Source organism: Frischella perrara (assembly GCF_000807275.1).
Classification (GTDB): Bacteria; Pseudomonadota; Gammaproteobacteria; order Enterobacterales; family Orbaceae; genus Frischella; species Frischella perrara.
The window spans coordinates 1,793,019-1,805,872 of the sequence record NZ_CP009056.1; the positions used below are offsets into that span (position 1 = coordinate 1,793,019).

11 protein-coding genes are annotated in these 12,854 nt (G+C 33.1%); 3 read left to right on the forward strand and 8 right to left on the reverse strand.

What is annotated here, in order from left to right; genetic code table 11:
- Positions 1–21: 21 nt before the first annotated feature.
- From lepA to FPB0191_RS07865, 5 genes are all read right to left on the reverse strand, one after another.
- Entirely contained in the window at positions 22–1,818 is a 1,797-nt protein-coding gene (gene lepA / locus FPB0191_RS07845) for a translation elongation factor 4 (protein ID WP_039105167.1), read from the reverse strand.
- A gap of 322 nt (positions 1,819–2,140) precedes the next feature.
- Positions 2,141–3,181 (reverse strand): MucB/RseB C-terminal domain-containing protein, encoded by a 1,041-nt coding sequence (locus FPB0191_RS07850; protein ID WP_039105168.1) that lies wholly within the window; start codon positions 3,179–3,181, stop codon positions 2,141–2,143.
- Between the two features lie 63 nt (positions 3,182–3,244).
- Complete coding sequence (locus FPB0191_RS07855) at positions 3,245–3,802, reverse strand: sigma-E factor negative regulatory protein (RefSeq protein WP_052236872.1); 558 nt, start codon at positions 3,800–3,802, stop codon at positions 3,245–3,247.
- A 29-nt stretch (positions 3,803–3,831) separates the two neighbouring features.
- On the reverse strand, positions 3,832–4,404 hold the full coding sequence (rpoE, locus tag FPB0191_RS07860) for an RNA polymerase sigma factor RpoE (RefSeq protein WP_039105170.1): 573 nt from the start codon (positions 4,402–4,404) through the stop codon (positions 3,832–3,834).
- Between the two features lie 207 nt (positions 4,405–4,611).
- A complete protein-coding gene (locus FPB0191_RS07865) occupies positions 4,612–7,122 on the reverse strand; it encodes a class I adenylate cyclase (RefSeq protein WP_146202377.1) in 2,511 nt (836 codons plus the stop codon).
- A 166-nt stretch (positions 7,123–7,288) separates the two neighbouring features.
- Here FPB0191_RS07865 and FPB0191_RS07870 point away from each other — a divergent pair, with 166 nt between their 5' ends.
- Complete coding sequence (locus FPB0191_RS07870) at positions 7,289–7,867, forward strand: NUDIX hydrolase (RefSeq protein ID WP_162485167.1); 579 nt, start codon at positions 7,289–7,291, stop codon at positions 7,865–7,867.
- 63 nt (positions 7,868–7,930) lie between these two features.
- Complete coding sequence (ubiG, locus tag FPB0191_RS07875) at positions 7,931–8,635, forward strand: bifunctional 2-polyprenyl-6-hydroxyphenol methylase/3-demethylubiquinol 3-O-methyltransferase UbiG (protein WP_039105172.1); 705 nt, start codon at positions 7,931–7,933, stop codon at positions 8,633–8,635.
- A gap of 262 nt (positions 8,636–8,897) precedes the next feature.
- On the opposite strand, the gene FPB0191_RS07880 is transcribed toward ubiG, so the two are convergent.
- Positions 8,898–9,497: a YdcF family protein gene (locus FPB0191_RS07880; protein WP_039105173.1), complete on the reverse strand. Its 600-nt coding sequence runs from the start codon at positions 9,495–9,497 to the stop codon at positions 8,898–8,900.
- 227 nt (positions 9,498–9,724) lie between these two features.
- Between FPB0191_RS07880 and FPB0191_RS07885 the strand changes: the two genes are divergently transcribed.
- On the forward strand, positions 9,725–9,940 hold the full coding sequence (locus FPB0191_RS07885) for a DUF4177 domain-containing protein (protein ID WP_039105175.1): 216 nt from the start codon (positions 9,725–9,727) through the stop codon (positions 9,938–9,940).
- 404 nt (positions 9,941–10,344) lie between these two features.
- Here FPB0191_RS07885 and FPB0191_RS07890 read toward each other — a convergent pair whose 3' ends face one another.
- Together FPB0191_RS07890 and FPB0191_RS07895 are read right to left on the reverse strand one after the other, a co-directional pair.
- Positions 10,345–11,250, reverse strand: a complete 906-nt coding sequence (locus FPB0191_RS07890) for an EamA family transporter (RefSeq protein ID WP_039105177.1) — start codon at positions 11,248–11,250, stop codon at positions 10,345–10,347.
- A 298-nt stretch (positions 11,251–11,548) separates the two neighbouring features.
- Positions 11,549–12,790 (reverse strand): nucleoside permease, encoded by a 1,242-nt coding sequence (locus FPB0191_RS07895; RefSeq protein WP_039105179.1) that lies wholly within the window; start codon positions 12,788–12,790, stop codon positions 11,549–11,551.
- Positions 12,791–12,854 lie beyond the last annotated feature (64 nt).

Below are 12,854 nucleotides of genomic sequence, written 5' to 3' on the forward strand. Positions count from 1 at the left end.
ATTATCCTCACTTAATAAAATTTATTCTTTACCGACATGTAAAATCGCTAAAAACGCTTCTTGCGGTAATTCGACATTACCCACTTGCTTCATGCGTTTTTTACCTTCTTTTTGTTTTTGTAAGAGTTTCTTCTTACGACTTACATCGCCGCCATAACATTTTGCCAATACGTTCTTACGTAATTGTTTAACCGTTGAACGAGCAATAATGTGATTCCCAATAGCCGCTTGAATAGCAATATCAAACTGTTGCCGTGGAATCAGATCTTTCATTTTTTCAACTAATTCTCGTCCACGATAAGGTGCATTATCGCGATGGGTAATTAGTGCTAACGCATCGACACGTTCACCATTAATTAAAACATCTAGTCGAACCATATCAGCGGTTTGGAAGCGTTTGAATGCATAATCCAATGAAGCATAACCGCGGGACGTGGATTTTAATTTATCAAAGAAATCCAATACAACTTCAGCCATTGGAATATCATAGGTTAGTGCAACTTGGTTTCCATGGTAAACCATGTTTGTTTGTACGCCCCGTTTTTCCACACAAAGTGTAATAACATTACCTAAATAAGTTTGTGGAACGAGAATATTACATTCTGCTATTGGCTCACGTAACTCATTAATATTATTCACCGCAGGTAATTTTGCCGGACTATCAACGTAAATAGTTTCATTACCAGTAGTAATCACTTCATAAACTACAGTTGGCGCAGTAGTGATTAAATCAAGATTATATTCACGCTCTAGACGTTCTTGAATAATCTCCATATGTAGTAATCCAAGAAAACCACAGCGGAAACCAAAACCAAGCGCGCTTGATGTTTCAGGCTCATAAAAAAGTGATGCATCATTTAGACTCAATTTTCCTAATGCATCACGAAAAGCTTCATAATCATCAGAACTCGTTGTAAATAAGCCCGCATATACTTGTGGTTTGACTTTTTTAAATCCAGGTAGCGGTTTGTCGGCAGGATCACGAGCCAAAGTTAACGTATCACCTACTGGAGCGCCATGAATATCTTTAATAGCACACACTAACCAACCCACTTCACCACACGCTAACACCTCTTTATCTACTTGTTTTGGTGTGAATATACCTAAGCGATCAACATTATAAGTCATACCTGTACTCATGACTTTTACTTTATCACCTTTTCGTAATTCACCATTTTTAACGCGAATTAAAGAAACAACACCTAAATAGTTATCAAACCAAGAATCAATAATTAGCGCTTGTAGAGGTGCTTGGCTGTCACCTTCTGGTGGTGGAATTTCTTGAACTAAACGTTCAAGTACATCTTGCACACCCACCCCCGTTTTTGCTGAACAGCGTACGGCATCGGTTGCATCAATTCCAACAATATCCTCAATTTCTTGGGCAACACGTTCAGGCTCTGCTGCTGGTAGGTCAATCTTATTAAGTACAGGAACGACTTCGAGATTCATATCTATAGCCGTATAGCAGTTAGCTAGCGTTTGAGCTTCAACACCTTGCCCTGCATCCACGACTAATAAAGCCCCTTCGCAAGCTGCTAATGAACGTGATACTTCATAAGAAAAATCAACATGTCCTGGGGTATCAATAAAATTTAATTGGTAAGTTTGACCGTCTTTTGCATGATAATCAAGAGTCACACTTTGAGCTTTAATCGTAATGCCTCGTTCACGTTCTAAATCCATTGAATCTAAAACTTGTGCTTCCATTTCACGATCTGATAATCCCCCACATATTTGAATAATCCGATCTGATAAGGTGGATTTACCATGATCAATATGGGCAATAATTGAAAAATTTCGGATATTTTTATTCATATCTACTATTCAGTTAATCTATTTATTAATGTTAAAAATCGAGTTATCTTATTTGCTTTAAATCTACAAAGGATTGATAGGTCATTAATTAAAATCGCCATAAATTATGGCATTATGTTAACCCTATAAAATCAATATCTAATAAATCATTCAAATAAAGTAATCATAAATTAGTTAGTTAAAGCTAAACCAAGCATTCTACACATTAATTAAACTAAAACATAGTATCTAGCTTGGTTTTTATCTGTAATTAGTTAAATATCATCGGGTAGTTACTGATTTATCAGCAACATCAATCTAAGTCATTAAACTATTGCTGTTTCTATTTTAATTTTAGATTATGTGCAATTTGTTTAATTGTCTCGGCTGGCAAATTACCTATGACAATAACATTTTGTTTTCCATAATTAGTCGAGTAAATAGTTCGATCTCCTTGGACGGATAAATAAGTAACATCAGAAAGTGATCGTGGTGAAATATTAATTGTAAACGAGAAGATCCCATCGGAAAAGCGACGAGTATCAATATTTACATTATGAAAATCAATGCTGTAAGCATTAATTTCCTTGAAACCCTTAGGTATCCATGAAGCTTGCCAATCATAATTATGACTGACTTGTTTATCAATCGGAAATAAAATAGGATAATCACGATCTGCTATGTAATTAGCAAATTGTTGTTTATCAAAATTGAAATCAACTAAGATGACTTTGGTTTGACTAATGATTTTGGCATCCAAATCCAATAAATCAATTCTTAATGGAAGGTAATTTTGATCATCAATCCAAATTACATAATTGTAGCGGTCTTTATCTTTAGGAACGATTCTGATTAGTTGACTACTGCGATTCGCCATTCGTGCCTTACCTAAATTGATAAAATCATAATAAGGAGTAAGTAAATCAAAGTTATTATAAATAACGTCTGGAAAAGCTTCTACAATATGATTAGCGCCAATAGAAAACGACGCACTATCGGTTAGAAAATGGCTAACAATATTATCATGTAAAATTATTTCTTTTGAGGAACCTTCTAAATATAAAAGATCACCTTTTTTATTCGACTGCGATCCGATATAGGTATATTCGTAGGATTTGGGATTTTCGTTTTCATTCTGAATTACAAAATAGAGTTTATAATCACTATTTTGAACCGCTTCTCTCATTTTATTTAACATATCAACTGTATCTGAACCATCTGAATCAGAATCGATAGAGGTGATTAAATCAGAGGATATATCATTAGATAGCGGGTAAACTACCTTTTGAGCGTAACTCGAAAATGAAATAGAACAAATTAAGCTACAAAGAAAAAAGCACCACTTAGCCTGTTTAAAACTAACTAATGCCATTAACGGTTTCATAATTAATACCTTATTAGAAACAAGCAATTTCATTATTAATTAATGACCAATAAAGGATATATTTTATTGAAAATTCAAACGTCTTTGCAACTCATAATCTTGAACAAGCAAGCGTATTTTATCATATTGTTGGTTTGATATGGTGTCATGTTGTGGTTCGTAATTATTTGTAGGATTTGTTCCACCAACTGGAGCTAAATTAACACCGACAGGCATAGTATTAAGTACTGGAATATCATTATTATTAGAAGAATTAGAATTATATTGTACTACACCGATAATACCTAAAGTAACGCATGCAGCTAAACCAACTTGACCAAGTTTGGCAAAAACATCTTTCGTTTTTAGCCAAATTAATCGTGATAAAGCCGGAACAGCGACATTCTCCGTTAAAGGTTGATCAAGAATATCTTCTGTTTTGATAAGCTGAGCAACTTTATCAGAAATATCTAAATTTAAACAATTAACTTCTGACCGCCCCTGCATTACATCACGGGCAACATGATAACGGCGCCAGCATTGCTGTAATTCAGGTTGACTTAAAACAGCATCAATAAACGCCGTTTCACATTTTTCGTCATCCATTAATGAAGAAAGTTGTTCTTTCTGCTTTTTTAGCATATCTCTACCTTTAGAATATTAGGTTTAAATTAACCTAATAATGGTTTTAACTTCTCATCTATTGCTTCACGTGCCCTAAAAATACGGGAACGCACGGTACCTACTGGTGTTGCCATAATTTCGGCAATTTCTTCATAACTTAAACCATCAAACTCTCGCAAAGTAATGGCGGTTTTTAAATCTTCCGGTAACGACTCAATGGTTTGAAAAACTACACGTTTTATTTCATTAGATAATACAATACTTTCTGGATTATCTATATCATGTAATAAATCAGCACCATCATAGCTCTCTGCCTCCACAGCATCAATATCTGATGTTGGTGGTCGTCTACCTTGAGCGATTAAATAATTCTTGGCTGTATTGACTGCTATTCGATAAAGCCAAGTATAAAAAATACTCTCACCTTTAAAAGAACCCAAAGACCGATAAGCTTTGATAAATGTTTCTTGTACAACATCAGCTACTTCAGATGGTAATACAAAACGAGACACTAAATGAGCTAATCGATTTTGATAACGTAACACTAATAAATTAAAGGCATTTTTATTACCACCAAGTACACGTTCAACTAAGATTTGATCGGTTACTTGCTCTCCCATTTAAGGCCATTCCTCATTAACGTTGCTTTTAATACCTATGGCCAAAAATGCTCATATGGTAATTTAGATTATTAAAGACTCAAAAAGTTCCAGCTTATTTTAATTAAATTTGCTTCTTTATACTACCATTATAGACCAATCAATTGTTTTAACATATGTTTATATGTAAATGAAGAGTAAATAAAAATTGTTTTAATTGTCTAGAAATTATTCAATTCCATTAAATAAAACAATTTTCTTTGAACCATCACTATCGTGTAGTATTTGATAAAATTGTGGTAAATTAAAATTAACGGAAGAACTTGCCACAAACGTAAATCTATCATCTGACAAAGCGTAGAAACTATTTACATCCCTGACCATATTCTGTTTATTGCCGTTACAATTTCGATAAATTTCAACTTGATTATTTTCATTAAGAATATATAAATCAAATCCTTCTTGCGTATCTTCAAAAAAGAACTGAATAATGCCTTCACACGCAACGCTATCTATTTCATTAGGCAATTCATTTGATTCATCTTGAATATTTAATGCTCGACCTTGTACTTTATTATTTGATACCGCACCATAAAAATCAATCGAATTATCAAACTGATGTACTGATACACCAAAACGTTCAAAAAATAGATACCATGATGAACCATTTATCCGTAAAGGTAAAAATTGTTCAGAGTTATTTTTGGTGGTTGATAGACGCAGATCGATACAACGCTCAATAAGCTGTTCAATTTGCTCTTTGATTTCTTTGGCTAAATACTGGCTATAACAAAAGATCTTAATTGCATTAGGTAGATCAGCATCTTTATGCATTCTATTTAACAAGGTTTTAATCGCATCTAGGACACATAATGATCCCGAAAAATGGAGTACTCGAATTTCATTCCAAGAATTCCGATAAAGTAAATTTATCGATTGAATTAAACTGAGTTCTTTCTCTCCGAAATTCAATACATTGCCATGAGATAAATCATCTTCAAAACTCACTTGTTGCTCATCAAGGGTAAGATCTTCTTTTAGATTGATCATGATAGCTAAATGACGAATTTCACAAGGTCCATAAAGTGCTTCTTCACTCGCACTCGGTACATCAATTGTGAAATAAGATTGCAAATCAGCGACTAATTGATTTAATTTTGTCGGATTATGATTATCACCGTCTCGATAAAAAAACTGCGTTTTGTCAGAGATAAGACGATTAAAATAACACCAAGCAACCAATTTCACTAATGAATGACTATATTCTAAATATTGATGACTAATAATCGATTCAAAAGTTGGTTTTTGCTTATAAACATACCAACCAGGACGATTAACACGATCATTTTTTACATGAATAAATGTTAAATAAGGTTCGGAAAGATCATTGGAAATATTAGAGTTGATAATCGTAACTTTGCCCGGTAAAACTTCATAAACTGCATAAAGTTTACGAGTTAATATTGCGAGATCTTTGGGACTTATTAACGATTCCACATTATTTCTTCGCCCAAAACTAAGTAGATGACGATAGCCAGTCATCATAGTTTGCAATAATACTTCATGAATTTGGCGAGCTTGCTCTATTTTCCAACCATCACATCCATCTAAGTTTGCAATTTCTTCATGATGCCATCCCCAATCATTCACTAATTTTCTTAATAACAATTGGCGCCAAGAAGTATTCGTGTCTTGAAACGACAGTTTCTCATTAACTTTTAAATAAAAGCAACTTCGAACTAAATTTAACCGTTGCTGATCATTAACAGCATGCAAATAATCCGTAACTCTTTTTAACATCATATAGTAAGAATCAAGACAGAAGTATTGCATATTATTTTGTTGAATAGCCTGCTTAACTTCACAAGCAATTAACTTATTTTCAGGATATTGCCATGAATAGGCTTCCAATAAAAGGGTTTTTAGTACAGCTTTAAAGGGGGAATCAATACTTTTATAAAGCTGCCATAAACTAGCCCCAAAATACTCTTCGGCGGATAAATCAACTAAAGAACCAAAATCAATCCAGTCTTCTCGATTAATGGCATTTGAAACGATTAATGCAAGAATACATTCGTCATAAGAATCATATTGCTGACCATTGATCACAAAGTTATCGGGAATGACATACCACAATAATAGTTTACCAGCTAAAAGATTAGCGCTTCGATAAAACTCTTCTAATAGCAGCATATGTTGCGCCGATCCGCAATTTTCACCCATTAAGCATTCATGATGCTTATCACGAAAACGATCAACATTTACGACAAATAACGTTAATTGAACGCCTAATGAGCTTGCCCACTGTTCAATTAAAGTGCATTTTTGTTGTAATGCTGCTCTTTCATCTGCATGCAAATTTTGCTCAATACAAACCCAAACATCCAAATCAGAATCAATAGATTGACCCAAAGAACAGGTACTCCCCATTGAATAAAGTGCTGAGATTTTAGTTGTTGGCTGTGTTAATGCCGAATCTTCGAATGCAAATTGGCTATAGAGTTTATCTATAATTACCTTATCTGGTTGATAAAAGCTAATACCATTAGGAACAGGTTCTGGCATATATCCCGGTAAATTCGGATGATGATAATGCAAAAGCGCGGGCAACAGCAAAAAAACCTGATGAAACGAATCTGGCATAGCATCAAGAGCTCGCTCTCTTTTTATTAAAGCAAGTTCAACTAAGGTCTGTTTGACTTGAGCAACATATTCCTGCATAGTTATTTTGAAAATCAAAAAAATGACATAGATCACATTTTTATAATGATATTGCAATCTAACATGATATTCTGACAACGTAAAGGGACGAAATTTAACAAAAATCGATTTTGACTTGAAAAATAGAAAACCAAATACATATAACAGAAAAACAATGATATCAATAAATTATATAGAAAATAAGTTGTCCAATCAAATAAAAACACCCAATGTCGCGGAAAAGGCAGGGGTACTTATTCCTATTATTCAGAACACTCAAGGTGAGTTACATTTACTATTTCAAATCCGATCAGCGCAATTAAAATGGCAACCCAATGATATTTGTTTTCCGGGTGGACGAATGGAAGAACAAGATAAAACGCCAATTGACACAGCTTTAAGAGAAACACAAGAAGAGCTCGGTGTTGATGCTAAAACCATTAAAGTTTGTGGTCAACTTCCTCCTTTTATTTCGCCATTAGGTTTAAAAATTTACCCTATTATTGGGCATTTAACTTGTTTAGAGTTCAATTTAAATCAAGATGAAGTTGCTGATGTATTTACCGTGCCTATTGAATGGTTTATGGCTAATCCCCCTACAAAGTCAACAATGCAGACCGCATTTAAACCCGCTGATGATTTTCCATTTCACTTAGTAAAAAATCGCTCCAGAAATTGGCAAAAACATGCTCAGCATGAAGTACACTTTTATCATTATCAACAATATACCATTTGGGGATTAACCGCAAAAATAGTACAATCATTCATAACTATGATCCGCTAAATAACATTGAAAAAATCATCATGCATCTCAGTGAGTGCAAAAAATAATTGGGTTAATTAAGCTATGCCACAGAATATCGACTTAAATGAAATTAATAAATTTGCCAAAATGGCTCAAGAGTGGTGGGATCCTAACGGAACATGTAAACCGCTCCACATTATCAACCCCTTACGCGTTCAGTATATTCAATTACAATGTGGGGATTTAACCGACAAACATGTATTAGATGTCGGTTGTGGTGGTGGAATCTTATCCGAAAGCTTGGCAAAACTAGGCGCTCACGTTACTGGTTTAGATATGGCTCAGGAATCTTTAAATGTTGCCCAACATCATGCTAAACAAAATGGCTTAACTATCAATTATTTGAAAAGTTCTATTGAAGATTATGCTAATACAATAGATCAGCGATTTGATATAATAACATGCATGGAATTACTTGAACATGTCCCCGAACCACAGTCGATTATCACTGCCTGTGCCAAACTCTTAAAACCAAATGGTCAGCTATTAATGTCTACCATCAATCGCAATCATAAAGCAAAAATACTGCTTATATATGGCGCCGAGTATATTGCTCGTTTGATCCCAAAAGGAACGCATGATTTTAACCGATTTATTCGACCTTCTGAATTAATGCAATATATTGAAAATGCCAATTTACAAACTAATGACATCATCGGTATGGAATATCAACTGTTAAGAAACCGCTTTATTTTGAGTAATAAAGTCGATGTTAATTATATTATTACAGCAAGCAAATTAAATTAAAAAAATAAATATTAATATTTAATTAAGGCAATCATCCAATAGTTAACTTAGGTTATGAAATGAACAACTTCATAACCTTTCCTAAACGATAGTCGTTAACGAAAACTATCTTGCTTATATGCCTTCATAGCGGATTTAATGCATATATTAGTTTTAACTGTACATCCATAATGACGTTACTGTGCATTTAAATTCTCAATATATTTAATACATACTGTTCTTTCTCATTTAGTTTCAGGTATGAGAGTTATCTATTAATCTACTATTTCGCCGATGTAGTAACATAATCCATAGGATGATCAAATAATAATGAATTTAACAAAGCCAAAGGCTCTCTGATCAAAGCAATGCGTTTATCTTTATTGGATAAAGATGCAGGTAGGCCTGATACATCATGAATGCCTGATCGTTTAGCTAAGATGATTGAGCGTAATAAATGAAAATCACTTGTGACTACAATGGTTTTTCCTAATGGCAAAATTTGATTGGCAAATACAAATTGTTGAGCGGTTCGAATTGATTGATCTTCAATATAGATTCTTGATGTGTCAATTCCGTTTTTTATCAAATAATCAGCCATGACACTGGCTTCCGTAGCTGATTCATTTCGACCTTGTCCACCGCAAACAATGACCTTTGTCCGTGGATTTTGATGTAAATAAATAATGGCTACATCTAAACGCGATTGTAACGTTGGATGCGGTCGTGCTGGTGTACCTATAACTTTTGCTCCTAAAACCACCATGGTATCGGCATCGGCTACTGGATTTTGTTGTGCATAAAGATATATGACAATATTACATACAACGAAATAAGATAAGATAAAAAGTATGATATAGAAGACTAATTTGATTATTGTCATTAAACAATCTCATTTTTAAAGATAAGAGTTCCCATTATAACTAAACACGGCAAAATCATCCTAATATGATTTATCCGATAAAATATATTTAATGTATTGCTTATTAGTTAAACTAAAAAATGATTGATAGTTTAAAAAATCATTTCTTTTGTTCTAAAAATGAACATTTACAATATTAAATGGATTGGTTATTATAACGAAAATAATAACAATTATGGAACATTAACATGAAAGAATATAAAGTCATCATTTATCAAGAATCCCTACTTTCTTCAGTATTACTTGGTTCCGCAAAAGTCGATCCCATCAAATTTACTGAATTCTTAAATCGTCATGCATCGCTAGGTTGGCGTGTCGTCACGATGGAAAAAGAAATGCGTCGTGCATTATTATTCTCTAGTCGTGAAGCATATATTGTCATTTTAGAACGTGAAGCAAATTAGCTATTCTATTGTTTTTGTTTATTTCATAACTACTAATATTTAGATCTCTCCCCTTAGGAGACATAACATCGTTAAATTATCAAGGAGTGTGGTTATGTTTATATTTCTAGGTTTAATTATCGTTCCTTGCTTAATCATATTAGTGATATATTTATTAGTAAAAGACTACAAAGAAGACAAAAAATTAAAAGATAATGATTTTTTAGACTAATTTAAAAAGTTTATTATTAACTTTCAAAGGATTGAAAGTTAGCTCATTCTAATTTACAAAAACAGCACCTATCCAAAATTAATTTTATTGAGTATGATCAGATGATAGTTTTTAGCTATCATCTGATAAATTAATTCAAGTTAAATAGACATTTCTAATTATAGATTCTTTAACAAAAATCCATTTTCTTATCCTAAGACTTGTTTTTTTTACTTATCACAAGATTGGAACAGATAATTGCTAATAAAATGACCATGACGCCTAACCATTGAGTAAAATAGACGGATTCATTAAGATAAAAATAAGAGGCAAGTACAGCTACAGGTAGCTCCGCTGCAGTTAAAATTGCACTGACCGAAATACCAACTTTAGGAATTCCTACAGCAAACAAAAAAGGAGGTAAAACAGTACCAAGTAATGCTAATAATAATCCCCACTGATAGATCTTTTCATGCCAATCAAATTGAAATAAAAAAAACGGTGGAAAGATTATAAATCCTAATATACAGGCTCCAGTAATCATCAATGCACTCTTTTTCAAAGTAGGTAAATCAGTACCTACACGATTGCTTGTGATAATAAATAATGTATAAGTAATGGCCGCTAAAAATCCAAATAAACACCCCTTAAGATTTAAAGCAATATCTTGATTAAATACACCGGCTGCCAAAATACTACCGCCAACAATAATAATGACCGCTATGATTTGCTGAAAAGAGGGTTTATTTTTAAAAACAATAAAATCTACAATGACACTAATCCATAAATATTGCATTAAAAGAATGATTGCAATTGATGCAGGTACCAATTGCACACATTGATAATAAAAGATGGCGACTAGGCAAGGAAAAACGCCTGTTAAACAAACTTGCCAATTTTTGGTTGTTTGCTTACTTTGCGAATTCTTTGCTGATTTTTGGAAGCATTTATAACCTAAATATAATCCCCATAACATTAACATACCAAACAGATTTTGCACACCGGTAACATTCCCTAGTGTATACCCTGCTTTATATGCTGTTTTGACAATTGAAGATAATACTCCAAAGCTACACGCTCCTAAAAAAACGAGCACTCCGCCCCAATAACGTTCTTTCATAATTGTACCTACTATTTAATTCCATTTTGCCTGACATTCAGGCCAATACAAACTTCGTAACTTGTTATAATCATTTTACTATTTAATTTATAATCCTATTGTAAAAATAACGCATCAAATATCAGATCATAGCTAAGCAATCTTGGTTAATTAATATTCATTTTTTAATTTACGATAAAGAACATAAATCCGAGATGATTAACTAAACAAATGTCTGTCAAACAGATGTTACGTCAAACAACAGCCGTCTCGGTGCCGATTGGCACCGATAATTATTATTTAATAAAAAGTGAATTATCTACTGATTTAATGCAGTTTTAGTGTTAGGTCTATAATGAAATGAAAAACAGAAAACCACAGCTAATACAAGTGAATAACTTGCAAAAATTAACCAAATCGATTGCCAATCTTTCACCTTATCATAAGTAAACAAATCAACGATTTTACCGCTAACAATCGCACCGACCATCGCCCCAATACCATTTACCATTGTCATATACAGACCTTGTGCACTTGAACGAATGGTTGATGATACTTCATTTTCAATAAAAATCGATCCTGAAATATTAAAGAAATCAAAAGCACAACCATAAACAATCATCGATAATACGAGTAAAACAAAGCCAAATGGTGAAGGATCACCAAAAGCAAATAATCCAAATCGTAACGTCCAAGCTAGCATACTAATAATCATTACTTTCTTGATGCCAAATCGTTTTAAGAAAAACGGAATAACTAAAATAAAACCAATTTCCGCCATTTGTGATACTGAAAGTAAAATTGCTGAATATTGAACGACTAAGCTATTTTCATAAGCTGGATTTAGACCAAAATCACGCAAAAAGGTTCCACCAAATGTGTTGGTGATTTGTAAAACTGCACCTAACAACATGGCAAATAAAAAGAATATTGCCATAGTCGGTTTTTTAAATAAAACAAATGCATCTAAACCAAGTGCTGAAACCCATGATTGACTTTGCTTTTTAATGACAGGTATATAAGGAAGTGTTGCGGAATAAGCGACCAGAACTAAAGAAGCGATGGCGGCTAGATAAAGCTGTACCATACTCAGTTCTAATTTTAACAAACTTATGCTCCACATTGCCACAATAAAACCGACCGTACCAAACACCCTAATTTTAGGGAATTCCGTAACCGTATCCAAATTCTCCTTAGCTAACGTAATATAACTAATAGAATTAGATAATGCGATTGACGGCATAAATACCATCATGTTAATAAACATTACGATAAACATTAAATCAGGATCAGTAATTGATGCAGCATAAAACAGTGAAATCGCACCAATTAAGTGACAGAGCATGTAAAGGTATTTAGCGGGTATAAATTTATCAGCAATGATGCCGACTAAAAATGGTGTGAAAAATGCGGCTAAGCCTTTAGAACTAAAAATAACACCAACATCAGTACCTGAAAAACCTAAGGTTTTAATCAGGTATCCCCCCAGAGTAATTAACCAACATCCCCAAATAAAGTACTGCAAAAACAACATAACTTTTAAACGGTTTTTGATATTCATTATTATATCCTGGCATTTATTATTTTAAGTTGATATTTCTGGATAGAAATATCAACAATAACTC

Excerpts from the sequence above, each read along its gene's own strand:
- rpoE (WP_039105170.1), bottom strand. The coding sequence starts at position 4,404 with ATGGGAGAGCAAGTAACCGATCAAATCTTAGTTGAACGTGTACTTGGT.
- FPB0191_RS07895 (WP_039105179.1), bottom strand. The coding sequence starts at position 12,790 with ATGAATATCAAAAACCGTTTAAAAGTTATGTTGTTTTTGCAGTACTTT.
- FPB0191_RS07890 (WP_039105177.1), bottom strand. The coding sequence starts at position 11,250 with ATGAAAGAACGTTATTGGGGCGGAGTGCTCGTTTTTTTAGGAGCGTGT.
- FPB0191_RS07880 (WP_039105173.1), bottom strand. The coding sequence starts at position 9,497 with ATGACAATAATCAAATTAGTCTTCTATATCATACTTTTTATCTTATCT.
- FPB0191_RS07850 (WP_039105168.1), bottom strand. The coding sequence starts at position 3,181 with ATGAAACCGTTAATGGCATTAGTTAGTTTTAAACAGGCTAAGTGGTGC.
- lepA (WP_039105167.1), bottom strand. The coding sequence starts at position 1,818 with ATGAATAAAAATATCCGAAATTTTTCAATTATTGCCCATATTGATCAT.
- FPB0191_RS07885 (WP_039105175.1), top strand. The coding sequence starts at position 9,725 with ATGAAAGAATATAAAGTCATCATTTATCAAGAATCCCTACTTTCTTCA.
- FPB0191_RS07855 (WP_052236872.1), bottom strand. The coding sequence starts at position 3,802 with ATGCTAAAAAAGCAGAAAGAACAACTTTCTTCATTAATGGATGACGAA.
- ubiG (WP_039105172.1), top strand. The coding sequence starts at position 7,931 with ATGCCACAGAATATCGACTTAAATGAAATTAATAAATTTGCCAAAATG.